This window comes from Nocardioides sp. NPDC054178 (assembly GCF_055585005.1).
Genome location: NZ_JBVJKY010000007.1, coordinates 248,729 through 273,070, shown reverse-complemented (window position 1 = coordinate 273,070; position 24,342 = coordinate 248,729). Strand labels below are relative to the sequence as shown.

Annotated in this window: 22 protein-coding genes; 9 read left to right on the top strand and 13 right to left on the bottom strand. The window is 69.9% G+C overall.

Going from position 1 to position 24,342, the window contains the following annotated elements:
• Positions 1-6: 6 nt before the first annotated feature.
• From ACZ6WN_RS23800 to ACZ6WN_RS23755, 10 genes are all read right to left on the bottom strand, one after another.
• The gene (locus tag ACZ6WN_RS23800) at positions 7-729 is read right to left on the bottom strand and encodes an alpha/beta hydrolase (protein ID WP_465868166.1); all 723 of its coding nucleotides are present in this window, start codon (positions 727-729) and stop codon (positions 7-9) included.
• Complete coding sequence (locus tag ACZ6WN_RS23795) at positions 726-1,451, bottom strand: enoyl-CoA hydratase/isomerase family protein (protein WP_465868164.1); 726 nt, start codon at positions 1,449-1,451, stop codon at positions 726-728. The genes ACZ6WN_RS23800 and ACZ6WN_RS23795 overlap by 4 nt, the downstream gene beginning before the upstream one ends.
• The gene (locus ACZ6WN_RS23790; RefSeq protein ID WP_465868162.1) at positions 1,448-2,644 is read right to left on the bottom strand and encodes a CaiB/BaiF CoA transferase family protein; all 1,197 of its coding nucleotides are present in this window, start codon (positions 2,642-2,644) and stop codon (positions 1,448-1,450) included. The genes ACZ6WN_RS23795 and ACZ6WN_RS23790 overlap by 4 nt, the downstream gene beginning before the upstream one ends.
• Before the next feature lie 22 nt (positions 2,645-2,666).
• Positions 2,667-3,806 (bottom strand): LLM class flavin-dependent oxidoreductase, encoded by a 1,140-nt coding sequence (locus ACZ6WN_RS23785; RefSeq protein ID WP_465868160.1) that lies wholly within the window; start codon positions 3,804-3,806, stop codon positions 2,667-2,669.
• A 15-nt stretch (positions 3,807-3,821) separates the two neighbouring features.
• The gene (locus ACZ6WN_RS23780) at positions 3,822-4,862 is read right to left on the bottom strand and encodes an ABC transporter ATP-binding protein (RefSeq protein ID WP_465868158.1); all 1,041 of its coding nucleotides are present in this window, start codon (positions 4,860-4,862) and stop codon (positions 3,822-3,824) included.
• A complete protein-coding gene (locus ACZ6WN_RS23775; RefSeq protein WP_465868157.1) occupies positions 4,859-5,938 on the bottom strand; it encodes an ABC transporter ATP-binding protein in 1,080 nt (359 codons plus the stop codon). The genes ACZ6WN_RS23780 and ACZ6WN_RS23775 overlap by 4 nt, the downstream gene beginning before the upstream one ends.
• Positions 5,925-6,803, bottom strand: coding sequence for an ABC transporter permease (locus tag ACZ6WN_RS23770; protein ID WP_465868155.1), 879 nt, complete (start codon positions 6,801-6,803; stop codon positions 5,925-5,927). Before ACZ6WN_RS23770 ends, ACZ6WN_RS23775 begins: the two co-directional genes overlap by 14 nt.
• Positions 6,800-7,852 carry an ABC transporter permease gene (locus tag ACZ6WN_RS23765; protein ID WP_465868153.1) on the bottom strand — a complete coding sequence of 351 codons (1,053 nt, stop codon included), beginning with the start codon at positions 7,850-7,852 and terminating at the stop codon, positions 6,800-6,802. The genes ACZ6WN_RS23770 and ACZ6WN_RS23765 overlap by 4 nt, the downstream gene beginning before the upstream one ends.
• Positions 7,849-9,411: an ABC transporter substrate-binding protein gene (locus ACZ6WN_RS23760; RefSeq protein WP_465868152.1), complete on the bottom strand. Its 1,563-nt coding sequence runs from the start codon at positions 9,409-9,411 to the stop codon at positions 7,849-7,851. Before ACZ6WN_RS23760 ends, ACZ6WN_RS23765 begins: the two co-directional genes overlap by 4 nt.
• Before the next feature lie 64 nt (positions 9,412-9,475).
• The gene (locus ACZ6WN_RS23755; protein WP_465868150.1) at positions 9,476-10,825 is read right to left on the bottom strand and encodes an LLM class flavin-dependent oxidoreductase; all 1,350 of its coding nucleotides are present in this window, start codon (positions 10,823-10,825) and stop codon (positions 9,476-9,478) included.
• 159 nt (positions 10,826-10,984) lie between these two features.
• Here ACZ6WN_RS23755 and ACZ6WN_RS23750 point away from each other — a divergent pair, with 159 nt between their 5' ends.
• The 7 genes from ACZ6WN_RS23750 (at position 10,985) to ACZ6WN_RS23720 (ending at position 18,923) form a co-directional block, all read left to right on the top strand.
• Complete coding sequence (locus ACZ6WN_RS23750; protein WP_465868148.1) at positions 10,985-11,887, top strand: LysR family transcriptional regulator; 903 nt, start codon at positions 10,985-10,987, stop codon at positions 11,885-11,887.
• Positions 11,887-12,429 (top strand): cupin domain-containing protein, encoded by a 543-nt coding sequence (locus ACZ6WN_RS23745; protein WP_465868146.1) that lies wholly within the window; start codon positions 11,887-11,889, stop codon positions 12,427-12,429. The genes ACZ6WN_RS23750 and ACZ6WN_RS23745 overlap by 1 nt, the downstream gene beginning before the upstream one ends.
• 232 nt (positions 12,430-12,661) lie before the next feature.
• Positions 12,662-13,333, top strand: a complete 672-nt coding sequence (locus ACZ6WN_RS23740) for a GntR family transcriptional regulator (protein ID WP_465868144.1) — start codon at positions 12,662-12,664, stop codon at positions 13,331-13,333.
• Positions 13,334-13,490: 157 nt separating this feature from the next.
• Positions 13,491-14,897, top strand: coding sequence for a protoporphyrinogen/coproporphyrinogen oxidase (locus ACZ6WN_RS23735; protein WP_465868142.1), 1,407 nt, complete (start codon positions 13,491-13,493; stop codon positions 14,895-14,897).
• Entirely contained in the window at positions 14,894-15,787 is an 894-nt protein-coding gene (gene dapA / locus ACZ6WN_RS23730) for a 4-hydroxy-tetrahydrodipicolinate synthase (protein ID WP_465868140.1), read from the top strand. The genes ACZ6WN_RS23735 and dapA overlap by 4 nt, the downstream gene beginning before the upstream one ends.
• A 1-nt stretch (position 15,788) precedes the next feature.
• The gene (locus tag ACZ6WN_RS23725) at positions 15,789-17,285 is read left to right on the top strand and encodes an alanine/glycine:cation symporter family protein (RefSeq protein ID WP_465868138.1); all 1,497 of its coding nucleotides are present in this window, start codon (positions 15,789-15,791) and stop codon (positions 17,283-17,285) included.
• Positions 17,286-17,423: 138 nt separating this feature from the next.
• Positions 17,424-18,923, top strand: a complete 1,500-nt coding sequence (locus ACZ6WN_RS23720; protein WP_465868136.1) for an aldehyde dehydrogenase family protein — start codon at positions 17,424-17,426, stop codon at positions 18,921-18,923.
• A 139-nt stretch (positions 18,924-19,062) separates the two neighbouring features.
• On the opposite strand, the gene ACZ6WN_RS23715 is transcribed toward ACZ6WN_RS23720, so the two are convergent.
• The 3 genes from ACZ6WN_RS23715 to ACZ6WN_RS23705 all read right to left on the bottom strand — a co-directional run bounded on the left by ACZ6WN_RS23715 (position 19,063) and on the right by ACZ6WN_RS23705 (position 21,444).
• Entirely contained in the window at positions 19,063-19,470 is a 408-nt protein-coding gene (locus ACZ6WN_RS23715; protein WP_465868134.1) for a RidA family protein, read from the bottom strand.
• A 113-nt stretch (positions 19,471-19,583) separates the two neighbouring features.
• Complete coding sequence (locus tag ACZ6WN_RS23710; RefSeq protein WP_465868132.1) at positions 19,584-20,192, bottom strand: TetR/AcrR family transcriptional regulator; 609 nt, start codon at positions 20,190-20,192, stop codon at positions 19,584-19,586.
• A 160-nt stretch (positions 20,193-20,352) separates the two neighbouring features.
• The gene (locus tag ACZ6WN_RS23705; RefSeq protein ID WP_465868130.1) at positions 20,353-21,444 is read right to left on the bottom strand and encodes an ABC transporter substrate-binding protein; all 1,092 of its coding nucleotides are present in this window, start codon (positions 21,442-21,444) and stop codon (positions 20,353-20,355) included.
• Positions 21,445-21,545: 101 nt separating this feature from the next.
• On the opposite strand from ACZ6WN_RS23705, the gene ACZ6WN_RS23700 reads away from it, so the two are divergent.
• Positions 21,546-22,799 carry a cupin domain-containing protein gene (locus tag ACZ6WN_RS23700; RefSeq protein WP_465868129.1) on the top strand — a complete coding sequence of 418 codons (1,254 nt, stop codon included), beginning with the start codon at positions 21,546-21,548 and terminating at the stop codon, positions 22,797-22,799.
• The gene (locus tag ACZ6WN_RS23695) at positions 22,786-24,342 is read left to right on the top strand and encodes an ethanolamine ammonia-lyase reactivating factor EutA (protein ID WP_465868127.1); all 1,557 of its coding nucleotides are present in this window, start codon (positions 22,786-22,788) and stop codon (positions 24,340-24,342) included. The genes ACZ6WN_RS23700 and ACZ6WN_RS23695 overlap by 14 nt, the downstream gene beginning before the upstream one ends.

The following is a 24,342-nucleotide window of genomic DNA, read 5'->3' as shown; positions in this document are numbered from 1 at the left end:
GGGGCCTCAGGCCTCGGTGACGATCTCGGGCAGCTCCGACCCGAGCTTGAGCGACTCCAGGAAGAGCACGATCGTCGCGGCCACCGAACGGTGGGTGACGTCGTTGAGGATGTCGTGGCGCCCTCCGACGACGGCACGTCGCCGGGCGGTGGGCAGACCTGCGTACGCCTCGAACGCCTGCCGGGGCGACGTGACCGGGTCCGCCGAGCCGTGGATCACCAGGACCGGCTTCGCCGTGGCGGGCAGGTCCAGGTCGGCCCACTCACTGGGCAGCGGCGCGGCCAGGCCACCACGCTCGAAGGCAGCGTCGTCCCCGATCACCTGCCGGTGCACGGGGCAGGCGCTGCGAGCCTCGATCTCCTCCTCCCAGTCCTCGACCCGCGCCGAGTCCGGCAGGACGAGGCCGGCGATCACGGCAGCGTCGACGTCGACGTCGTCGACGAGGGTGGCGGCGAGGGTGGCCCCCGAGTCCGCGCCGACGAGGACCTTCGGTGAGGGCAGGAGCTCGTCGGCGAGGATCGCCTCGACCGCGGCCCGGCTGCCCGCCAGGTCGTCGAGATCGACCTCCACCAGACGCACCTTGTAGGCGTCGGCCGAGAGGCGCCGGCCGAAACGCTGGTAGGACGTGGCGGTCTCACCGCGGCCGGGCAGCAGGACGAGGGTGCCGCGGGCCTTGCTGCCCACGGGCTCGTCCCAGGTCGCGGGGCGGGTGTTGCTGGTGATGGTCATCGTGATGCTCCTGTCAGGGAAGTTCTGGCGTGGGTGGCGAAGGCGCTGATCCGTTCGCGGAGTCCCGGGACGGCGACGGACCGGGCGAGCGCAGCCAGCGAACCGTCGGGCTCCGGGGTGCGGCTCTGAGCGAGGAGACCCGGCCGGGCGACCGGGGAAACCTGCTGCCAGCGGCGTACGACCTCGTCGGCCGCCTGCGACGGCGTGTCGGTCAGGGTGGTGAGCAGACCGATGCCGGCTGCCTCGGCGGCGCGGACCGGGCTGTTTCCGTCCAGCGCACGGTGCGCGCCGGCGACCCGGGTCAGGCGACGAGCGCCGAGGACGACTCCGAACCCGGCGCCGGGGAAGCGGAAGGACGCCTGGGCGTTTCCGATGCGGTGGTCGCAGGCGAGGGCGAGGTCCGCGCCTGCCCCGACGGCGGCTCCCTCGACCACGGCGATGGTGAGGAAGGGCATCGACGCGAGACGCTCGAGGAGAAGGCCGATCCTCAGGAACCGGAGGGCGAGGGACCCGTCCGTCTCCTCCTGGAGGCCACCCAGGTCGAACCCGGAGGCGAAGTGCCGGTCGTTGCCGCGTACGACGAGGGCGTCCGGTTGCTCCGCCTCAGCCTGGTCGAGGGCACCGTGAAAGGCCTCGACCAGGTCGACGCCGAGCGCGTTCGCCACCTCGGGCCGGTTCAGCCGGATCGTCCAGACCGGACCTCGGGTGACCTGGAGGCTCATCGCGCGCCCCACTCCGCCAGCACCTCGTCGGTGTGGTGCCCGAGGGAGGGCGCGCCCCGGTCAAGACGGGCGTCCAGGCCGCTGATCCGGGCGGGGTAGACGACGGTCGGAGTCGGTCCGGCGACCGGGATGTCGAGCTCCTGGACGAGCCCGGTCGCCTCGACATGAGGATCGGCGAGGATCTCCCCGACGGTGTTGACCGGTCCGCACGGCACGCCTCGGGCACGCAGCTCGGCGACCCAGTGGTCGCGCTTCTCGGTGGCGAAGCGCTCCTGGAGGATCACCTCCAGCTCGTGCTGATGGGAGACCCGGTCGAGCTGGGTGACGAAGCGCGCGTCGGTGACGAGGTCGGGCCTGCCGACGACGTCGGTGACGGCGGCCCAGAGCCGGTCGTTGCCCGCCGCGACCGTGAAGTCGGCGTCCTGGGCGCTGAATCCCTGGTAGGGCGCGTTGCGCGGATGGGCGGTGCCGAGCCGCCGGGGTTCCTCCCTCGACCCCCAGTACTCGCTGGTCTGGAGCGCCGAGACGCCCAGGAGGCAGTCGAGCATGGGGCAGTCCACCCGGACCGATCGGCCGGTGCCGCGGGTCTGCGGCAGGAGCGCCGCGATCGTGTAGGCGGCGTAGAGGCCGGCGGTGAAGTCGCCGACCGGGACACCCGCCTTCACCGGGGAGGCGTCCGGATGGCCGGTGACGCTCATCAGCCCGGACATGCCCTGGATGACGACGTCGTAGGCGCCGTCGTTGAGATACGGGCTGGTCAGGCCGTATCCGGAGATCGAGCAGTACACGAGCCCCGGGTGAGCGTCGCTGACCTGGTCGTAGCCGAGACCGAGCCGGTCCAGGACGCCGGGACGGTAGTTCTCGACGACGACGTCGGCCGCGGCGATCAGGCCCTGGACGTGGACCAGCTGCTCGGGATCCTTCAGGTCGGCGACGACCGAGCGCTTGTTGCGGTTGACCGAGGCGAAGTTGTGACTGAACCTCTCCTCCCCCGCGTCGGTGGCCACCGACGCGAACGGCGGCCACCCCCGCATCTGGTCACCGCTCGGCGGCTCGACCTTGACCACGTCCGCGCCGAGGTCGGCCAAGAGCATGCCCGCGAACGGGCCGGCGGCGACATGGGTCAGCTCCACCACGCGTACGCCTTCCAGGGGGCGTCGCAACGGCGCCGGTGGACTCTTCTCGTACGTCATCTCTGCTCTCGTGTCCCGCGGCTCAGACCGCGACGACCCGAGCCCGGGCCGCGCGGTGCGCGAGCTCCTGGCGCACGAGCGGGAGCAGGTCCTTGCCGTAGTCGATGGCGTCCTGGAGCGGGTCGTAGCCGCGGATGAGGACGGTGTTCACGCCGATCTCGACGTAGTCGAGGATGGCCGCGGCGACCGTCTCGGGCGAGCCGACCAGGGCGGTGGAGTTGCCGCCACCACCCACGGCCTTGGAGGTGGGGGTCCACAGGCAACGGTCGTGCAGGTCACTCTGGGCCGCGGCCTCGAGGAGGCGGCGGGAGCCGGCGTTCTCCGGCGCCTGGCCCTGGGGGTGGAGCTTGTTGACCTTCTCCTTGAAGGCGGTCCCCACCGCTCCGTTGATGGTGTCGAGGATCCCGTGGGCCCGCTCCCACGCCTCCGCATCGGTCTTCCCGAGGATCGGCCGGAACGAGACCGACACGCGTGGCCGGGTCGCGCGCCCCGCCTCGGCCGCCTTCGCGCTGATCGTCTCGATCTGCTCGCCGGTCGGCGCGAGCGGCTCGCCCCACAGCATGTAGGTGTCGGCGTGCTTGGCCCCCACGACGTACGCCGCCGGCGAGCTGCCGCCGAAGAAGAGCTCCAGGTGGCGGTCCTCGTAGGGGAAGACCTGCGGGGTGAACCCCTCGAAGCGGTAGTAGTCGCCCTCGAAGTCGCGCGGTCCCCTGGTGTCCCAGGAGGAGCGGAGGATCTGGAGGTACTCGTCGGTGCGGGCGTAGCGCTCGTCGTGCGGGAGGTAGTCGCCCTCGCGGCGCTGCTCGATGTTGCTGGAGCCGGTGACGATGTTGAGCGCGACCCGGCCCTTGCTGAAGTGGTCCAGCGTGGTGAAGGTGCGCGAGGCGAGCGTCGGGTGCACGACGCCGGGCCGGTGGGCGATCAATAGGCCGAGCCGTTCGGTGGTGGCGGCGGCGAAGGCGGCGACCTGGGTGCCTTCCGACCAGCCGGAGCCGTAGCCGATCAGGACGCGGTCGAAGCCGCCGTCCTCGTGTGCCCTGGCGAAGCGGGCGGTGTAGTCGGCATCGATGACGGTGCCGTCGGAGGGCCGGATCTCGGAGGCGTCGGCGGTGCCGATCATGCCGAGGATCTCGACGTCGGTGTAGTCGGCGGGTGTGGTCATGGCGAGTGCCTTTCGTCAGCCGGCCGGAGCCGGGTGGAGGGTGCTGGAGCTGCGCACCCGGATCTGCTCGATCCAGGTGCCGGCGAGATGGCAGGCGGCGGCTCGGTCGCCGTCGTCCTGGACGGCTCCCAGGTCGGGCTGGGCATGGCAGGCGTCGTGGGCGAAGCGGCAACGTGCGGCGAACACGCAGTCCTCTCCCCCGGCGGGCCACGGGTCGGCCTCCGCGTCGCGCCGCAGGTCGGCCGGACGCAGCCGATCCTCATGGGCGACCGAGGGCGCCGAGGCGGTGAGCAGGCCGGTGTAGGGGTGCGCGGGGTCGGTGAGCACGTCCTCGACCGGTCCGATCTCGACCAGGCGGCTGCGGTAGAAGACGGCGATCCGGTCGGCGATCCCGGCCAGGGAGGACAGGTCGTGGGCGATGATCACCACCGCGAGGCCGAGCTCCCGGCGCAGTCTGTCGAGCAGGCTGAGCACGAGGTTGCGGTTGGAGACGTCCAGCGCGCTGACCGGCTCGTCGCAGAAGAGCAGCTTCGGGCGGGTGACGATGGCGCGGGCCAGGGAGACCCGCTGGCGCTGCCCGCCGGAGAGCTGGCGCGGGAGACGGTCCCGCACGGAGTCCGGCTCCAGACCGACCAGGTCCAGCGCCTCGTCGACACGCTCACGGCGCGCCGCCCGGTCGAGCCGGCCGGCCACGGCGAGCGGCTCGCCGACGAGCTGGTCGACGGTGAGGTCCGGGTCGAGGGAGCGCAGCGGGTCCTGGAAGACGAGCTGGATCTCGCCGCGGCGACGGAAGCGGCGCAGGGCAGCGCCCTGGAGGCCGCCGACGTCGGTGCCGTCGAAGGTGATGCTCCCGGACGCCGGGGCGACCAGTCCGACCGTCGCCCGGGCGAGGGTCGTCTTCCCGGACCCGGTCTCGCCGACGATCCCGACGATCTCGCCGGCACGGACGTCGATCGACACGTCGCGCAGCGCGGCGCCGGTGCCGAGGTTGGTGCCTCTGCGCGGCGGGGCGTAGGTCACCGACAGGCCGGTGACGGACAACAACGGGGTGCTCATGCCGATGCCTCCACCCGGTCCTGGACGGTGCCCTCGAGGTGCGAGGTGGACTCCTGGTCGAGCTCGTCGAGTTCGTCCAGACGTACGCAGCGTGCCGATCTGCCGGGTGCGAAGCTGCTCTCCGCGACCGGACCGCTCGTGCACGCGTCGGTGCTGAACCGGCAGCGCGGCGCGAACCGGCATCCGGGCATCCTCTCCCCGGCGGCGGGCGGCTGGCCCGGGATCACCTCGAGGCTCCGACGGCTCCAGTCCCCGATCGAGGCGACCGACAGCAGCGCGCGGGTGTAGGGGTGGCGTGGGTCCTCGAGCACCTCGGAGGTGGTGCCGCTCTCGACGATCTCGCCGCCGTACATGACGAGCACCCGGTCGCAGGTCTCCGCCACGACGGCGAGGTCGTGGGTGACCAGCAGGAGGGAGAGCTCGTGGGTGCGGCGCAGACGCGCGATGAGCTCGAGGATCTCCGCCTGCACGACCGTGTCGAGGGCGGTGGTCGCCTCGTCGGCGATGAGGAGCTCCGGCTCACAGGCGACCGCGATCGCGATCAGCACCCGCTGGAGCATCCCGCCGGAGAGCTGGTGGGGGTACTGGTGGAAGACGTCCTCGGCGTTGTGCAGCCCGACCTCACCGAAGAGGCTGATCGCCTTCTCGTTGGCCTCGCGCCGAGAGAGGCCGGCCCGCACCCGAAGCTGCTCGACGAGCTGGTGGCCGACGGTGATGCCGGGGTTGAGGTAGGAGCCCGGGTCCTGGAAGACCGCGCCGATCCGGGTGCCGCGGACCTGGTCCCACACCTGGCGCTTCGCGTGGGTCAGGTCGACGGACCCCTCGCCCTCCCCGAGGACGATCCGGCCGGCATCGATCTCGCCGGTCTCGGGGAGCAGCCCGAGGATCGAGCGGCAGGTCAGCGTCTTCCCGCTCCCGGACTCTCCGACGAGGCCGACGGCCTCGCCGCGGTCGATGCCGAAGGACACCTCACGCACAGCGACGAGATGGTCGCCGACGCTGACCTGGAGCCCCTCGACATCGAGGGTCCGGCCTCCGGTCCCGTCGACCGGTTTCCGCACATCAGGCAGCGACATCGGCCGCCTCCTTTCGAAGAGCGCGTGCGACGATCCCCGGCCGGCGGCGACGCTGGGTGCCGGCGTCGCGGATGCCGTCGGCGAGCAGGTTCAGGGACCCGACGGTCGCCATCATCATCAGCGCGGGGAAGATCGGCGCCCAGCTCTGCTGGGCGAGATAGCCGAGGTCAGCCGAGAGCATGCCGCCCCACGTCGGCGCCGGCGGCTGGACGCCGATGCCGAGGAAGGACAGCGACGCGACCACGAGCAGGCTGGCGCCGGTGGCATGGGCCGCGGTCACCGCCACGTTCGGCAGGACCTTGCTCCAGATGTGGGTGCGCAGCGTCCACCACTGGCTCGCGCCCATCAGCTCGGCCGCCTCGACGTACTGGGTGCGGCGCAGGCCCAGCGCGACGGCCCGGGTCACCCGGAAGAACATCGGGCTGACCAGGATCCCGATGGCCACCATCGCCTGCTGGAGCCCGTTGCCGATGGTGCCTGCCACCGCGATGGCGAAGACGGTGAAGGGCAGGATCATCAGCGTGTCCGCGACCCGCAGCGAGATCCACTCGCCGACGCGCCCCATCCACGCGGAGAACAGCCCGCTCGGCACGCCGATGAGAGCCGCGATGACGACCGCCTCCAGGGCACCGACCACGGAGAGCCGGGTGCCGGCCAGGAGCCGCGAGAGTACGTCGCGGCCGACGTAGTCGGTGCCGAGCAGGTGCTCGGCGGAGGGACCTTCCAGGACGCGGTCGGAGTACTGGCGCAACGGGTCGTGAGGGGCGAGGGCGCCCCCGAAGACCACCAGGAACGCGACGACGGCGAGGACGACGAAGGCGAACCGGCTGCTCGGTTGTGCCCACAGGGCCTTGAGCGTCCTCACGCCGTCCCGCCCTTCCCGCTCGCCCGGCGCGCGGCCGGATCCAGCGCGGTCTGGGCGACGTTCACGACGAGGCTGGCGACCACGACCACCAGGGCGGTGACCAGGAGGGTGCCGAGCACGACCGGCACGTCGCCCTTCTCCGAGGCGTCCAGCGCGAGCTGGGCGATCCCGGGGAGGCCGAAGAGCTTCTCGGTCATGACCGCGCCCCCGATGACCAGCGGGATCGCCAGCCCGATGACGGCGAGCGTGGGCGCGGCGGCGTTGCGCAGCACGTGGCCGAAGAGCACCCGACGGCGCGTGTATCCGCGCATCTCGGCGCCGATGGCGTAGTTCTCGCGCAGCGCGCCGACCAGTGACGTACGCAGCTGGCGGGCGATCGAGGCGGCCACGTCGAGACTCAGCGCCAGCGAGGGCAGGACCGCGAACCGCAGCCACTCGCTCGGAGACTCCGCGAACGGGACGTATCCGCCGGCGGGGAGCAGCTGCAGGTTCACCGCGAACAGCACGATCAGGGCCATGCCGATCACGAACGGCGGGAGCGTGCCGAGCAGCGAGCAGACCAGGGTGACGGCTCGGTCGAAGAGGCCGCCGTTGCTCAGCGCGGCCCCGATGCCGGCCGAGCCACCGATGAGGATCGCCAGGAGGATCGCGAACACGGCGATCGAGAGGTCGACCGGGAGCGCCTGGGCGATGCTGTCGCTGACCGGGACGGTGGTGTACCAGGAGACCCCGAGGTCGCCCTGGACGGCGTGGGTGACCCAGTCGACGTACCGCACGACCAGGGGCCGGTCGAGCCCGAACTGGTGGTCGAGCCGGGCGATGTCCGCGGCCGTCGCGGTCTCGCCCAGCACCGCCGCGGCGGGGTTGGTCTTCGCCATCGCGCCGAGCGCGAAGGTGATCACCGAGGCCAGGAACAGGACGAACACGGTGATCCCGACCAGGTTGAGGATCCGCCGACCCCACCCGGCGACCGAGGCCGACGTACGCCGCGCCGGCCCGGCCACCCCCTCGACCGCACCGGGAGGTGCTGCCACCTCGGCCACGCTCACGAGGTCGTCACTCCTTCGAAGCGCTGCAGGCTCGGCAGCGGAGCGAGCTCGGAGACGCCCTTGCGGATGATCACCCGCGGCGCGTTGTAGAGGAAGGTGTTGGGGAAGTTGGTGATGGCGATCCGGGTCGCCTCCTGGAGCACGGCGGGGTAGCTCGGATCGTCGGTCGGCGTGGAGCGCACCTTCTTCAGCTGGGCCTCGAGAGCAGGGTTGGTCTTGCGGGCCGGGTTCATCAGCCCCTCCTTGCCGAAGAGCACCTGGAAGGCCTGGACCGGGGACTCACGACCGGCGAAGCCGTCGTACGCCAACGCCTGCTGGTGCTCGATGTAGACGATCTGGGTGTGCTGGGTCTGCGGGATCGTCTTGATCGTGAGGTCGATCCCGATCTCCTTGAGCTGGGCCTGGATCAGCTCCACGGCGGCGGTGGCGCTGCCGCTGCTGGTGAACTCGCCCGTGACCGGAGCCGTGTAGCCGGCGTCCGCGAGGATCTTCTTGGCCTTCTCCGGGTTGTACTCGTAGATGCCCTCGAGCTCGGGGTTGTAGCCGACGTACCCCTTCGGGAAGAGCTGGTAGTTCACGTCGCCGACATCGAAGTTGGCGACCTTCTTGATCTTCTCCCGGTCGATGCCGAACTTGAGCGCCTCGACCACGGCCGGGTCGTCGAACGGCTTCTTCGCGGCGTGGACGTCCAGGCAGCTCACGAACATCGAGTCGAGGATCTGGACGTCGAGACCGGCCTTCTCGGCCTGCTCGACCTGGGCCCCACCGATGCGGGCGATGTTGTACTGACCGGACTGGACGCCGGCGACGGCCGTGGCCGGGTCCGGCTGCGGGTAGAGGTGGAACTCCCCGACCTCGATCTGGTCGGCGAGCTGGTAGTGGTCGTTCTTGACCAGCTCGGCGTGGTCGTTCTGCACGTACTTGGTCAGCGAGAACGGACCCGACCCGGCGGGCTTGGTCGCCAGCGAGGCAGCGTCCTTCTCGAAGACGGCGGGGTTGACGACCATGCCGGTCTTGCCCGCGAACAGCGCCGGGATCTGATAGTCGACCTCGCTCAGGTCGATGACCACATCGAGGTCGCCGCTCGCGGTGACCTTCGTGATGCCGACCATCTGCGGGGCGATGAGAGACCCCTTGGTCGTACGTCCGTACTCGATCGACTTCGCGACCGCGGTCGCATCGAGCGCGGAGCCGTCGCTGAACTTCAGGCCCTGCTTGAGCGTGAAGGTGACCTGGGTCCCGGCGTCGTTGTAGGTCCACTTCTCCGCCAGCCACGGCACCGGGTTGCCCTCCTCATCGAGCCCGGTGACGGCCTCGTAGACCAGCGAGAGCATCTGTACGTCGGAGCCCGCCGAGGAGGTCACCGGGTCCCAGGTGGTGGGCAGCTGCCAGGCCCAGGTGATCCGGTCGGCGCCGGACTCACCCGCGCTGGAGGAGCCACAGGCCTCCAGGGCGAAGACCAACGAGGCACCGAGGCCGATGCCCAGCAGGCCGCGGCGGCTGAGCCTGGGATTGATGGTGGTGCTGATGCCGCCGTGGGCGGGCGCCGTGTGGGCCATGGGTGTTCGTCCTTAGGTGCGGGGTTGATGGGCATACCCGAGAGGTCTGGTGGCTGGGTGTGCGTCAGCCGGCCGCGGTCAGGCGCCGAGCGGCGGTGTGCCGGTTCTCCGGGATCGGCAGGCCGAGGTTGCCGCGCAGCGTGGTGGCCTCGTAGTCGCGACGGAAGACGCCTCGCTCCTGGAGGATCGGGACCACCTCCTCGACGATGCGCCGGAAGTTGCCGGGGTGGTCGACGCCGATGTTGAAGCCGTCGCAGGCTCGGGCCTCCCACCACTCCTGGAGCTTGGTGGCGACGGTCGCCGGGCTGCCGACGAACTCGCTCTTGCGAAAGATCCGGTTGGCCTCCACGGCCTGGCGCAGGGTCCAGCCGTTCTCACGGGCTCGCTGGGTGATCTTCTGCGCCTGGGTGTAGAACGAGCGCTCCCCGTGCACGAGGGCTTCGACGGGGAACGGCGCGTCGAGGTCGTACCGGCGGAAGTCGTGCCACCCGAACGGGCGGCCGAACTCGGCCAGCGCCTCGTCGAAACCGTGGTCGCGCTCGTGGTCGGCCGCCTCGATCTCGCGGGCCTCCTCGTCGGTGTCGCCGACGACGACCTTGACCCCGGGGAGGATCACGATCTCCTCCGGGTCGCGGCCGAACCCCTTCGCACGCGTCTTGATGTCGTCGTAGAACGCCTTCCCGCTCGGGATGTCCGGGGCGTGGGTGAAGATCCCCTCCCCTACCGAGGCGCCGAGGTCGCGGCCCTGGTCGGAGTCGCCGGCCTGGAAGATCACCGGATGCCCCTGCGGGCTGCGCTGGAGGTTGAGCGGACCCGCGACCTTGAAGTAGGTGCCCTCATGGTTGAGGACGTGCTGCTTGTCGGGGTCGAGGAACCGGCCGGTCTCCCGGTCACGCGGGAACGCATCGTCCTCGTAGGAGTCCCACAGCGCGCGGGCCAGCTCGACGTACTCCTGGGCCCGGCCGTAGCGGGTGTCGTAGTCGTAGTGCTCCTCGAGGCCGTAGTTGGTGGCGGTGCCGGCGTCGCCGGTGGTGACCACGTTCCAGCCGGCCCGGCCGCGGCTGATCAGATCGAGGGAGGCCAGGCGGCGGACGAGGTTGAAGGGGCTGTTGAAGCTCGTCGTGCCGGTGCCGACCAGGCCGAGGTTGCTCGTGTGGGTCGCGACCGCGGACAGCAGCGTGAAGGGCTCGAGCCGGTTGAGGTAGTGGGGCGGGCTGTGCGGGGTGATGAACTGGCTGTCGACGATGAACATCAGGTCGAAGCGGCCCGCCTCGGCCAGCTTCGCGATCTGGATGAACCAGTCGATGTTCACGCTGGCGTCGCCGGGGATCTCCGGGTCGAGCCACAGTCGGTGCTGCCCGGGCCCGCCGGTTCCGTACGGGACGGCACCGAGCTTGATGGTTCGTCGAGACATGTACGTCCCCTTCCGGGCATCGGCGTGTGCTGGCTGCGATCACCGACCCAAGCCGGTGTTTGTCTATCAGTCTGATCGACAAATGGGGCATGGTCTAACGACGTTTCACAATGACGACACATCACGAACGCTCATCGAAAGTGCAGTAGCCTGATGGACATGGGACGGAATCTGGACATCGCGCCGCTGCGCAGCCTGGTGGCCGTCGCGGACTTCGGCGGGTTCCAGCGCGCCGCGACCGCGCTGCACCTGACCCAGGGTGCCGTCAGCCAGCACGTACGGCGCCTGGAGACGACCCTGGGGACCACGCTCGTCGAGCGGCACGGGCGAGGCTCCCGCTTCACCTCCGACGGTGAGCTGCTGCTCAGTCAGGCGCGACAGATCCTGACGCTGCACGACGAGACGGTCCGCCGGTTCGAGACCGACGTCGAGAGCGAGGGCGTGATCAGCGTCACCCTCGGTTCGACCGAGCATGCCGCCGCCCAGCTGCTGCCGTTCCTCTCCGCGGCGCTGGAGCAGTCGGTGCCGAAACGCGAGTTCCGGTTCCGGATCGACCGGGGTCACCGGCTGCGGGAGGGCCTGACCTCAGGCGACATCGACCTGGCACTGCTGCTCAACGCCTCGAAGGACCCGACCGCGATCCACATCGGCGATCTCGACCTGACCTGGTTCTCCTCCCCCGGATGGCAGCGCCCCACCGAGACGGACCCGATCGCACTCGTCGCCTTCGACGACCCGTGCGCCCTGCGGACCCGAGCCGTCGAGACGCTCAGCGCGAACGGCCTGCCCTCCGTCGTCGGCGCCGAGGCGATCCAGCTCGCCGGGGTCCAGGCAGCAGTAGCCGCTGGACTCGGTGTCGCCCTCATGGCCACCATGGGTGAGACGCCCGAAGGCCTGGTCGTACGCGACGACCTCCCCGCGCCCGCACCGCTTCCGCTCTACGTCTGCGCCCGCGCCGGCCTGCCCGGTGACATCGGTGCGCAGGTCGCCGCCGTCCTCCGCCCCGCACTCGCCAAGCCGACCCCCGAGACCCCGACCCTCAAGCTAGCCAAGGGAGCATGATGCCCGCCGTCCACGTGCCCGCCGGATCCTCCGACGAAGAGTTCATCCGTACGCCCAGCGGTGTCCTCGTCCCCGCCGAGATCGACCCGTTCCACCGACACCTGCACCACATCGCCCCCAGCGCGCTGATCGAGGAGACGACGCAGACCGTCGGGATGCGCCGCGCCGAGGCGATCAGCGGCAAGACCGTCGGCGCACGCAACCTGTGGATGGGCCAGACCCACGTGCCTGCCTCCACCGCCTCGGCCAACCACCACCACGGCGACTCCGAGACCGCGATCTACATCGTCTCCGGCAACCCGGTCTTCGTCTTCCTCGACACCGACGGCGACGAGCCCGTCGAGACCCGCGTCGAGACCTCGCCCGGCGACTACGTCTTCGTCCCGCCGTGGGTCCCGCACCGCGAGGAGAACCCCGATCCGGACTCCGAGGCCGTCGTCGTCATCGCCCGCACCACCCAGGAGGCCATCGTGGTCAACCTCGAAGGTCTGGACTGGTCCGAGGTTCACCCGAAGCGACGGACCGAGGCGCCCAGACCGTGACCGATTAGGTGACCGAGCGGCGTCGAAGAGAGCACGTCGACGACCTTGCCGAGATTCCAGCCGTGCTTGGTCTGGACCGGGCCGAACACTCTGGCCACTGCCGTCTTCCACTCGATGTGGCCCGCTCAGGGGACGAGGAGGTCGACGTGGGGCACCTTCGAATTCAGCCGCAGAGCGCCGCCGGAGCCCGGGTTGCCATTTTTTGTGATCACATCCGGGATACGCTTGAGCCATGCCTTTACCTCGCATCGAACTGAGCGGACGCGTCGGCGATCAGGTGTTCACGGCCATGCAGTCAGCGATCCTCAGTGGCGAGCTCGCGGTCGGTGACCGACTGCGCATCCGTGACCTCGCCGAGGAGCTCGGCACCAGCGTGATGCCGGTGCGGGAGGCGATCCGCCGGCTCGAGGAGATCGGGTTGGCCGAGTCACTTCCCTATCGCGGAGCAGTCGTGCGGGGCTTCACCCATACCGAGCTCCTGGAGCTCTACTCGACTCGTCGCCTCCTGGAGATCGAGGCGACCCGGCTGGGTGCGGCCCAGGTCTCCGACGAGGACCTGGCCTCGATGCGGAAGGAGTACGCCGCGATGGAGGCCGCCGTCGCCGGCGGCGACGCGTTGGAGTACCTCGACAGCGACGAGCGCTTCCTCGCGACCCTCTATCGAGCTGGCGGCAACTCAGTCCTGGTCGAGCTCATCCAGGGGCTGTGGAACCGCTGCCGGACCTACAAGATCCTCGGTGCCCGGCAGGCGCTCGACACGGCGCATCCCGCCGAGCTCCTGACCTGGCAGGAGCAGCTCCTGGACGCAGCTTCCGACCACGACGGGAAGCGGGCCTCGGCCATCACCGCCAAGTCTCTGGACGCGGCCATCGACCGCATCCGGGCATCGATGGACGACGCCTGAGGAACCTGCCGAACCGCCCCTGATCACCGAGAGGGCCCCACGCCACCGGCGTGGGGCCCTCTCGTCGTTCTGCGAAGGAGATGTGCGTCACCTCTTGTGTGATCTGTGATCACAAGCGTATGGTCTGGGTCACACCACCACCGAAAGAGGAGTCATCATGAAGGACGCCGTTGTCGTCGGGGCCGGGCTCGCCGGCCTCTCCGCCGCCTGGCGGCTGCGCCACACCGACGTGCTCGTGCTCGAGGCCGACGACCGCGTCGGCGGGCGGATCCGCTCCGAGCGCCGCGGCGCCTACTGGCTGAACTGGGGCGGTCACGTCTTCGCCGGACACGACTCCTCCACCGACGAGCTGCTGACCGAGGTCGGCGTCGAGGCGACCGACATCCCGGGGTCGCTGCAGGCGCTGTCGATGAACGGCAAGTTCCTGCGCAAGGGGCACATCGCGACGTACCCGTTCCGGATCCCGATGCCGCTGTCCGCCCGCGTGGCGACGATGACCGCCGGCTCGAAGGTCGTCGCCGGGGTAGCCCGCTACACCCGCGTCGTACGCAAACGGGCCGGTGAGACCGGCGCCGAGCGACAGCAGCGCATCTACGACTTCGCCAACGGCCGTTCGTTCGACGACCTCGTCGGCGACCTGCCCGAGGACGCCGCGGCACTCTTCAAGACCACCGTGACCCGCTCGGCCGGCAACATGGACCAGATCTCCGAGGGCGCGGGTATCGGCTACTTCAGCCTCGTCCTCGGCTTCGGCCAAGGCCTGAGCCGCGGCATCGTCGGTGGGCCGTCCACCCTGACCGGCGCTCTCGCGGACGCGCTCGGCGACCGGCTGCAGCTCGGCGCCGCGGTCCACGAGGTCGTGCAGAAGAAGGACTCGGTCGTGGTGCGCTACCGCCAGGACGGGGTCGACCGGGAGGTCGAGGCCCGCACGGTCGTGCTGGCCACCACCGCCGACGTCTCCCACCGGGTCGCCGTCGACCTCGACACCGACGTGCGCGACGCGCTCGGCCAGATCAAGTACGGCCCCCATGTCAGCACCGCGTTCCTCACCGACGAGACCTCGGCCCGCCCCTGGGACGACATCTACGCGATCGCCGCCCCCAAGCGATCCTTCGCCATCGCCCTCAACCAGGCCAGCATCGTCCGCGGCCGCGAGGGCGCCGGCGAGCGCCGGCCGGGTGGCAGCTTCATGACCTTCTCCCCCGCCGCGCTCGGCGCGGCCCTTCTCGACAAGTCCGACGAGGAGGTCGCCCGGATCCATCTCGCCGACCTCGAGCAGGTCCTCGACCACCCGGGCTTCTCCGAGTCCGTCGTGGAGGCGCAGACCCACCGCTGGCGGGTCGCCTCACCGTACTGCTTCCCGGGGCGCGCCAAGCTCCAGCCCACCCTGCTGCGCGGCGGCGGCCGGGTGTTCCTCGCCGGCGACTACCTCGGGACTCTCTACACCGAGACCGCCATCACCTCGGGCTTCTCCGCCGCCCAGAACGCCTCCGACCTGCTGGCCGACGACGGCCGGCGCCTCATCACGACCGCCCACCCCACCACCGAAGGAACCCTCGCATGACCACCGAGCTCCACGGCGTACTGACCGCCCTCACCACCCCGTTCAACCACGACGAGTCGATCGACGTCCCCACCCTGCGCAAGGTCGTCGACCGCTCGATCGACGCCGGCGTCAACGGCGTCGTCGCCGCCGGCTCCACCGGCGAGGTCGGCTCGCTCTCCACCGACGAGCGGCTCCTGCTGGTCGACACCGTCATCGAGCAGACCGCCGGCCGGGTGCCGGTCGTCGCCCAGACCGGCGCGACCACCACCGCGGAGGCGATCCGACTCTCGCAGGCCGCCCAGCGGAGCGGCGCCGACGTGCTCATGCTCCTGACGCCGTTCTACGAGCCGCTGTCGGAGGCCGAGACGGTCAGCTACATCAAGGACGTCGCCGGCGCCGTCGACATCCCGGTCATGCTCTACAACATCCCGCCGGTGACCGGCGTCAACCTCGCCCCCGACACCGTGCGTGCACTGGCGACCGAGGTCGACAACATCCGTTACATCAAGGACTCCAGCGCCAACTGGGAGCAGGCTCTGACCCTGATCCACGACCACAGCGACGTCATCGGCACCATCGTCGGCTGGGACGTCTACACCTACAGCGCCCTCGCCGAAGGCGCCGTTGCGGTGATGGCCGGCGCCGCCAACGTCGTACCGGACGAGATCGTCACCGTCACCCGGCTCATCGCCGAAGGCAACCTCACCGACGCCCTGACCGAGTGGAAGCGGGTCTACCCCGTCATCTCGCACCTCTTCGCCACCGGCTTCATCCCTGGCATCAAGGCCGGCCTCGAGCTCCAGGGCATCCCGGTCGGCCTCCCCCGCCGCCCGCTCGCGCCGCTCGCCGCCGAGGACGTCGAGGGTCTCCGCGCGCTGTTGAAGGCGCTCGGCAAGGAGGTCGTCTGACATGGACGAGGTGACCGCATTCCTGGTGAGCATCGCCGACCTCCTCTGGTCGGCACCCATGGCGTACGTCGTCCTCGGGCTCGGCGCGCTCGGGACCATCGCGATGAAGGGCGTGCAGTTCCGGCGGATGCCGGACATGATCCGCCAGCTGCGCGAGAACAGCCATGCCTCGGGCGGCCTCTCCTCCTACCAGGCCCTCGTGATGGCCCTGGCCAGCCGGGTCGGCGTCGGCAGCATCGCCGGCGTCGCGACCGCGATCGGTGCGGGAGGTCCGGGCGCGCTGCTCTGGATGGCCGCGACCGGGCTCGTCGGGTGCACGGTCGGCTACGCCGAGGCGACGCTCTCCCAGACCTTCAAGCGCCGGGTCGAGGACGAGGACCGCCGCCAGGCCAACGAGGACATCGGCGGCATGCCGTACTACATCAAGTACGGCCTCAGGCTCCCGAAGGTCGGCGCGCTGGTCGCGCTGCTCGGCCTGATCGGCTACGGCTTCCTCTTCCCGGGCTTCCAGGTCAGCACCATCGCGGCCAGCTCGAACCGCGCGTTCGGGATCCCCGCGATCGTCCCCGCGCTGCTGGTCACCGCCATGATCGCCGCCGTGATCTTCGGTGGCACCCACCGCATCGTCAAGGTCACCCAGGTGCTCGTGCCCTTCCTCGCCGTGGGCTACCTGATCCTGGCGCTCGCCGTCATCGCCGTGAACATCGAGGCCGTCCCCGAGGCGATCTCGCTGATCGTCCACTCGGCGTTCGGGCAGGAGCCGATGCTCGCCGGCATGGCCGGTGCCGCCGTCGCCTGGGGCGTCCGCCGCGCCGTCTTCGCCTCGTCCAACGGCCTCGGCGAGGCAACCTTCGCCGCCGCGGCGGCACGCACCTCGCACCCGGGCAAGCAGGGCCTCGTGCAGACCTTCAGCATCTACATCGACGTGCTGCTCATCTGCATGGCGACCGGCCTGATGATCGTCGTCTCCGGCTCCTACAACGTCACCGATGCCTCGGGCACCGTCAGGATCGACAACCTGGGCGACATACCCGTCGGGCCCAACTGGGTCCAGGCCTCCATCGACACGCTCGCCCATGGCTGGGGTGCCGGGTTCGTGGCGATCGCCGTGCTGCTCTTCGGCTTCGCCTGCCTGCTCGCCTACTTCTACGTCGCCAGCTCGAACCTCCTCTACCTGCTCGACGGCAAGACCTCGCCGATCTGGTCGCGGGTGCTGAAGTTCGGAACCCTTGCCATCGTCTTCCTCGGCGGGATCGTGCCGACCGAGATGATCTGGGCCATCGGCGACATCGGCCTCGGCCTGATCACCTGGGTCAACCTCGCCTGCCTCGCCCTCCTCGCCCCGCTCGTCTACCGCATCTACCGCGACTACGAGCGCCAGCGCAGCCAAGGTCTCGACCCCGTCTTCGACCCCCAGGCACTCGGCATCAAGGGCGCCGACTTCTGGGAGACCGGCGACAAGGTCGGAGCCGGCACGACCTCTCGGTCGCGAGGCTGACGACGCTCCGCTGACCGCTCGTCACCCCTGGGCATCACGCATCGCGTGATGCCCAGGAGGTCGACCTCACCGCCCTGAACAAACCCGAACAGGCCCGAGCCGGACGCCTGATCCGCCCACCGATTCGAGGAACCCACCATGACCACCTCTCAGACCATCGTGCGCATCCGTCGAGGCGACAGTGTGCTCATCTCCACCTCTGACCTTCCGCCGCAGGGCCACTTCATCGGCGGGACCTTCCACGCGAGCGACGATGTCGATGCGTTCGAGGTGATCGACCCCTCGACCGAAGAGCTGATCACGCGTACTCCCAACGGCAGCGCCGCCGAGGTCGACGCGGCCGTCGCCGCGGCCCGCGCGGCGAAGGACGCCTGGGCGGCTCTCGTCCCGAAACAGCGCTCCGAGATCCTGTACGCGATCGCGGACCGCCTCGCTCAGAACGCGGATCTCCTCGTCAGGCTCGAGGCCGCGAACACCGGCAAGCCCCTCGCGGTCGCGCAGGAGGACATCGACGGGACGGTCGATGCCTTCCGCTTCATGGCAGGCGCGGCGCGCGCCACCACCTCCATGGCAGCAGGCGACTACGTGGATGAGCACCTCTCGTTGATCCTTCGCGAGCCTCTCGGCGTCATCGGCGTCGTGACCCCTTGGAACTATCCCCTGCTCATGGCTGCCTGGAAGCTCGCCCCCATCCTCGCCGCCGGCAACACCGTGGTCATCAAGCCGTCCGAGCAGACGCCTCTGACCACCCTGAAGCTCGCCGAGCTCGTCGCCGATCTCCTGCCCGCCGGTGTGCTCAACGTCGTGACCGGTCTGGGCCCCGTCGTCGGCGCCAGGCTCGCCGCCCACCCGGACATCGACATGATCGCCCTGACCGGATCGGTGAACAGCGGACGCGCGGTGGCACGTGGCGCCGCGGAGACGCTGAAGCGGGTTCACCTGGAGCTCGGCGGGAAGGCACCCGTCGTCATCTTCGACGACGCCGACCTGACTCAGGCCGCCACGTCGCTGCGGGTCGCGAGCTTCTGGAACTCCGGCCAGGAGTGCGGTGCGGCCTGTCGGGTACTCGTGCACGAGTCGGTGGCCGACGAGTTCGTCAGCCGCTTCGTGGGCGAGGTCGAGGAGATCGTCGTCGGCGAGCCGAGTGCAGGCGTCGACGTCGAGGTCGGCCCGCTCGTCTCGAAGGCACACTTCGACCGAGTCACCGGGTTTCTCCAGCGGGCCGCCGACGCGGGGATCCGAGCAGCCGTCGGCGGCACGACGGCCCCAGGACCTGGCTACTTCATCGCTCCGACCGTCCTGGTGGACGTGCCCGAGGGCGCCGAGTGCGCCAGCGAGGAGATCTTCGGCCCGGTCGTCACCATCGAGACCTTCTCCGACGAGGACGAGGCGATCCGCAGGGCCAATTCGCATCCCCTCGGTCTCTCCGCGTCGGTGTGGACCGAGAACGGACGCCGAGGCCACGACGTCGCAGCCCGGCTCGACGCAGGAACCGTCTGGGTCAACGCACATCTCGTGCTCGCCAGCGAAGTCCCCTGGGGCGGCTTCAAGGGATCCGGATACGGCCGCGACCTGTCGATCTACGCACTCGACGACTACTCACGCACCAAGCACGTCATGCACAACCACAGCCGTTAGGAGTCTTCTCGCGGGGCGACACCTGCCGCCCCGCGAGAAGAGATGGCCCGGCAACCCTCGAGCCACCGACGCAGCGACTCATCGCCTTGCAGGGCCGGCATGGTCAAGACCCGATCGGTGGGTTCATGCGGGCCGTGCCTCAATCGAGGAACGCCGTGGCCTCGATCTCCACGAAGAACTCGGGCGTGAAGAGCGCCTGGACGCCGATGATCGTGATCGGCGGAGTCGGCGCGGACAGACCGTCCTGTTCCTGCGCTCGCGCGATGCCGGCCAGCACCTCGTCCCACATCTGCGGCACCCAGTCGACGATGTAGAAGGTCAGCCGAGCGAGGTCCTCGACACCACCTCCCGCACCCTTGACGCCGATGATGATGTTCTGCAGCGCCGCGTGGACCTGGCCGGCGAGGTCGGGCGCGGCCGGTTTGAAGTCCGGCGTGACGCCGGCCTGCCCGGCCAGCAAGATCTGCCGAGACCCGGTGCCGACGGCGACCGGTGCGTAGTCGTTCTGCTGCAACAGTCCGGCCGGGTGAAGGAGTTCGACGCTCATTTCGATCTTGTTCCTGTCTGCGAAGGCCGCCTTCGTCCCGAAGGCGTCGTCCTGTCCGCGACGGTTGGCGCGGGCTTCTCTATCACTGATAGAGAAGCCCGCGGGAGGTGGAACTATTCCCGTGGCCCCGCCGAGACGAGCGCGTCCAGGACGAACGCGACATGCTGACGACGAAGTCGTTCCTTCTCGGTCTCGGCTATGAGCGCCATCGGCGTGTCGAGCAGCACCGCCGCGAGACCGTGGCAGGCCGCCCACACGTGCAGCGCCGTGTCGCCCGACGAGGCTTCCTCGCGCGCAGGGGCCAGGCCGGCGACCGCCTGCTGAAGGATCTCGAACGCTGCATATCCGGACCGGCCACGCGCGGACACATGGGGATGCTGCAGCTCCTCCGTGGAGGAGCTCGACAGGACGGCACGGAACAGCCCCGGATGGTCACGCGCGAAGTGGAGGTAGGCCAGGCACACGGCCGCGAGCGCATCCTCGGGAGCCGGGACGTTCTCGGAAGCCTCGGCGAGGGCGGTCGCCAGGTCCGCCGTAGCGCGCCTGCCCACCGCGAGCATCAGGTCCGCGCGGTTCTTGAAGTGCCAGTACGCCGTCGCGGCGGAGACGCCGGCCCGTCGCTGAACCTCACGCACGGAGACCGAGTCGGGACCAGACGCTGCCGTGAGCTCGTAGGCGATGTCGAGGAGACGATCGGCCAGGTCGTGCGTCGAGGGATTCACCACCCCTCCATTGTGTGCGCAGACGCCGCGCGATCGTGCGCTGGTCCCGTCATCCGCCTGTCCGGACGAGGCACCGCCCGCGCATCGCACGCGATCACGCGGGTGGTGCCCTGAAGGCGGTCCGTCACAGGCGGCGGGAATCCCGGATTCGCATGCCTACTCAGCCACCCACGAGCTCCCGGTAGGCGCGGTCCCACTTCTCGTAGTTCTCGAGCATCTCGTCCTCGGGGACGGGGATCGTCTCGACGCCCTCCAGCGGATCCCCTTCCTGCGGGACCGAGGTCGAGCGGAAGTCCGCAGCGATGAAGGGCTGCCCCTCGCTGAGCAGGAAGTCGGTGAAGAGCAACGCAGCCGCCGGGTGCTTGGCGGTGGCCATCAGACCGACACCGTTGGGGCGGGTCACGACCGGGGCCACGTGCTCATCGCCGTTCTTCCACGCCACGGGGGCCTTGTCCTCGCCGGCCAGGCCGTCGATCGTGTGGGAGTAGCTGGACAGGACGACGTGCAGCTTGCCGGCGGCGAGCATGTCTCCCATCGTGCTGTGCCCCTTCTCCACGGAGGCGTTGGCCGCGATGTCCTTCCACATCTTGTCGACCTCGTCCTGGCTCTTTCCCTGATCGAAGTAGTAGTCGGAGACGGCAGCGAACCAGTCGACATCACCGATCTCGAGCGCGACCTTGCCGTCCCACCTCGGGTCGGCGAAGTCCGCGATCTCCTCGGGGATCTCCGAGGAGTCGACCTTCTCGGTGTTCCAGCCGACGACGAAGGCGTTGAACCGGTCGGCGGTCCACCCCTCGAGCTGCCCCTCCGGGCGTACGGCGTCGCGGTACTCGCTCTTGTAGTCGTACAGGAAGCCCTCCTGCGCCAAGATGTTGAGCTCGCCGGAGTTGGTCTCGACGAGGTCGGTGCTCACGTTCCCCGAGTTGCCTTCCGTCGTCAGTCGCTGCAGCACCGTCTCGGAGTTGCCACGGGTGGGCGCGACCTCGATGTCGTACTTCTTCTCGAAGGCCTCGACCAGCGAGTCCATGTCGGTGTTGGACGTGTAGAGGACGAGCTTGCCCTCCTTCTCGGCCATCTCGACGAGCTTGTCGGTGCGCTCCTGCCCCGAGAGCGCGTTGATCTCGTCGTACACCTCCTGGGCATGGGCGTCCACCTCCGGGCCGCCCGCGCTCGCGGTCGGCGACCCGCCACACGCCGTCAGCACCATCGCGGCCGCCAGTGCGGAGGCAGCCAGTGGGGTCTTCGTCTTCATCTCATCTCCTGGGGGAACGTGCGACGAACCTTTTGGGTTGATGGTATAACCATTAAAGTGATTGCTATCACATTTAGCCCGACGCCGGAAGAGGAGTGAGCGTGCCCGACCAAGACATCGACACGAACGAGACGGTGTGGCGCGAGCCGACCGAGAACCACAGGGCCGGGTTCGGGGACTTCCAGAAGCAGCCGACGCCGTACGACACGTTCATGGAGTCCGAGGGCGTACCGATCTTCCGCGGCCTCGGAGTGCGGACCGTCCTGGACCTGCCCAGGCAGGACTGGGAACGCAAGGGCGGCCGCGGCAGCTACATCCAGACCTACGGCACCGAGACCAAGTGGGGTCACTTCGTCGTCGAGGTCCCCGCCGGCGGCGCATTGAACCCCGAGAAGCACATGTTCGAGGAGATCTACCTCGCCGTCGAGGGCCGCGGGACCTGCGAGGTCTGGCAGGAGGGAGACGTGAACAAGCACGTCTTCGAGTGGCAGCGGGGGTCGATGTTCTCGATTCCGATGAACGCCTGGTTCCGCATCGTCAACGCCACCTCGAGGCCCGCCGTCCTGATGGCCGGCAACACCGCGCCCAACGTGCTCAACCAGCTCAACAACGTCGAGGCGGTCTGGAACAACCCGTTCGTCTTCCGCGACCGGTTCAGCGGGGCCGACGACTTCTTCACCTACCGCGAGGACGTCGAGCCCGACCCGGTACGCGGGCTCGCGATGCGACGCACCAACTTCATCCCCGACGTCATCGACTGCGACCTGCCCCTCGACAACCGCCGCTCCCCCGGCTACCGGCGGGTCGAGCCGTACATGACCGACAACCAGTTCTACTACTGGATCGGCCAGCACGAGAACGGCCGCTACTCGAAGGCGCACGCACACACCTCGGCGGCGATCCTGATCTGTCTCAAGGGCCACGGATACACCTACACCTGGCCCGAGCACCTCGGCCCGACGCCGTGGGCCGACGGCAACGAGGACCAGGTCCAGCGCCTCGACTACGAGCGGTTCGGATTCATCACCGCGGCGCCCGGCGGGCAGCGGTGGTACCACCAGCACTTCAGCGCCTCCAAGGAGCCGTTCCGCCTCAGCGCCTGGTTCGGCCCGCACAACCCGGGCCGTGACCCGGGTGCCCCGGGGACCAAGCACACCGACTACACCGCCCGCGAGCTGCACGAGGGCGGCACCTCGATCGCGTACTGGATGGAGGACCCGCACATCCGCAGCGAGTACGAGGCGACGCTGGAGAAGAACGGGGTTGAGCTCAGGATGGATCCGTCGTGGTACGAGAAGCCGGTCGATGTCGAGTGGGACGCCACGACGCGACGGATGGCCGATGGCATTCAGTGAGCCCGCGGCGCCGACGCCGATCGACCACGGCGGCGGCCGGATCTTCACCAGTGGCGGGCGCAGCCTGGTGCTGGAGGACGACGAGATCCGGCTCGTCAGCGTCGGCGTCGACATCGGCTCGTCCACGACCCACATGGTGCTGTCCCGGATCGTGCTGGAGCGCCGGGACAACCGCTACCTGGTGACCCAGCGGGAGGTGACGCACGAGTCGGAGGTCCTTCTCACTCCCTATCGCACCGGCGACACCGCCGATGACACCCTCGACGGGGACGCTCTTCGCGACTTCTTCGACAAGCAGTACACCCTCGCCGGCGTGCGCCCGGACGAGATCGACACCGGCGCCCTGATCATGACCGGCGTCGCGGTGCGGAGGCGGAACTCGCGCATCATCGCCGAGGTGTTCTCGCAGGTAGCGGGGCGGTTCGTGGCAGTCAGTGCGGGCGACGCACTGGAGACGCGGCTGGCCGCGTTCGGGTCCGGCGCGGTGGCGCGCTCCGAGCGTCACCACCAGCGCACGATCAACATCGACATCGGCGGCGGTACGTCCAAGATCGCCGTGTGCCAGGACGGCGAGGTGCGGGCGCTGACCGCGATCGACGTCGGCGCACGCATCCTCGCCTTCGACACCGAGGGCCGCGTCACCCGCATCGAGGAAGCGGCCCGCCGGCTCGCGGGCGAGGCCGGTCTCGAGCTGGCGATCGGCGAGGTGCCCGACTCCGCAGGTCTGGCGCGGCTGGTCGAGCTGATGGCCGACCATCTCTACGCCGCCATGCAGGCAGGCCCGCCGCCCGACGCGACCGCGCGGCTGCTGCGCCTGGAGCCGCTCCCGGCGGGCCCGGTGCCGGACGCCGTCTCGTTCTCCGGCGGCGTGGCCGAGTACGTCTACGGGCGCGACGCTCGCGACCACGGCGATCTCGGCCCGCGCCTGGCGCACGCCGTCCGGCAGCGGGTGGAGGGCTGGGGTCCCGAGCTCCAGGTGGCCGAGCAGGGCATCCGGGCCACCGTCGTCGGCGCCTCGCAGTACACCGTGCAGGTCAGCGGCACCACGATCTTCGTCGAGCCCGCCTCGCTGCTGCCGCTGCGCAACGTACCCGTGCTCACGCCGCAGCTGCCGCTGAGCAGCGAGCTGCTCGACGCCGACGAGATCGCTGCGGCCGTACGCGAGGCGCCGCGGCAGTTCGACACGATGACGCCGGGCCAGCCCGTCGCGCTGTGCTACCGCTGGGAGGGCTCGGCCACGTTCGGCCGGCTCGACGCGTTCTGCCGCGGCATCGTCGCGGGCCTGGCCGAGCACACCGCCGGCGGGCTCCCACTGGTCCTGGCCGGCGAGGGCGACGTCGGCGGGCTGGTCGGCATCCACATCGACGAGGAGCTGGGCCTGTCCCTCCCGGTGGTCTCCATCGACGGGCTCACTCTCCAGGCCTTCGACTTCATCGACATCGGCGAGCTGCTGGCCGCCTCGGGTGCCGTGCCGGTCGTGATCAAGTCACTGGTCTTCCCGGCCACGGCGGCACTGGGTCGCGACGGGGCCTCACCCGCCTGA

Coding starts and splice junctions, on each gene's coding strand:
- ACZ6WN_RS23800 (WP_465868166.1), bottom strand. CDS start 729: ATGACCATCACCAGCAACACCCGCCCCGCGACCTGGGACGAGCCCGTG.
- ACZ6WN_RS23795 (WP_465868164.1), bottom strand. CDS start 1,451: ATGAGCCTCCAGGTCACCCGAGGTCCGGTCTGGACGATCCGGCTGAAC.
- ACZ6WN_RS23790 (WP_465868162.1), bottom strand. CDS start 2,644: ATGACGTACGAGAAGAGTCCACCGGCGCCGTTGCGACGCCCCCTGGAA.
- ACZ6WN_RS23785 (WP_465868160.1), bottom strand. CDS start 3,806: ATGACCACACCCGCCGACTACACCGACGTCGAGATCCTCGGCATGATC.
- ACZ6WN_RS23780 (WP_465868158.1), bottom strand. CDS start 4,862: ATGAGCACCCCGTTGTTGTCCGTCACCGGCCTGTCGGTGACCTACGCC.
- ACZ6WN_RS23775 (WP_465868157.1), bottom strand. CDS start 5,938: ATGTCGCTGCCTGATGTGCGGAAACCGGTCGACGGGACCGGAGGCCGG.
- ACZ6WN_RS23760 (WP_465868152.1), bottom strand. CDS start 9,411: ATGGCCCACACGGCGCCCGCCCACGGCGGCATCAGCACCACCATCAAT.
- ACZ6WN_RS23755 (WP_465868150.1), bottom strand. CDS start 10,825: ATGTCTCGACGAACCATCAAGCTCGGTGCCGTCCCGTACGGAACCGGC.
- ACZ6WN_RS23750 (WP_465868148.1), top strand. CDS start 10,985: ATGGGACGGAATCTGGACATCGCGCCGCTGCGCAGCCTGGTGGCCGTC.
- ACZ6WN_RS23745 (WP_465868146.1), top strand. CDS start 11,887: ATGCCCGCCGTCCACGTGCCCGCCGGATCCTCCGACGAAGAGTTCATC.
- ACZ6WN_RS23740 (WP_465868144.1), top strand. CDS start 12,662: ATGCCTTTACCTCGCATCGAACTGAGCGGACGCGTCGGCGATCAGGTG.
- ACZ6WN_RS23735 (WP_465868142.1), top strand. CDS start 13,491: ATGAAGGACGCCGTTGTCGTCGGGGCCGGGCTCGCCGGCCTCTCCGCC.
- dapA (WP_465868140.1), top strand. CDS start 14,894: ATGACCACCGAGCTCCACGGCGTACTGACCGCCCTCACCACCCCGTTC.
- ACZ6WN_RS23725 (WP_465868138.1), top strand. CDS start 15,789: ATGGACGAGGTGACCGCATTCCTGGTGAGCATCGCCGACCTCCTCTGG.
- ACZ6WN_RS23720 (WP_465868136.1), top strand. CDS start 17,424: ATGACCACCTCTCAGACCATCGTGCGCATCCGTCGAGGCGACAGTGTG.
- ACZ6WN_RS23715 (WP_465868134.1), bottom strand. CDS start 19,470: ATGAGCGTCGAACTCCTTCACCCGGCCGGACTGTTGCAGCAGAACGAC.
- ACZ6WN_RS23705 (WP_465868130.1), bottom strand. CDS start 21,444: ATGAAGACGAAGACCCCACTGGCTGCCTCCGCACTGGCGGCCGCGATG.
- ACZ6WN_RS23695 (WP_465868127.1), top strand. CDS start 22,786: ATGGCATTCAGTGAGCCCGCGGCGCCGACGCCGATCGACCACGGCGGC.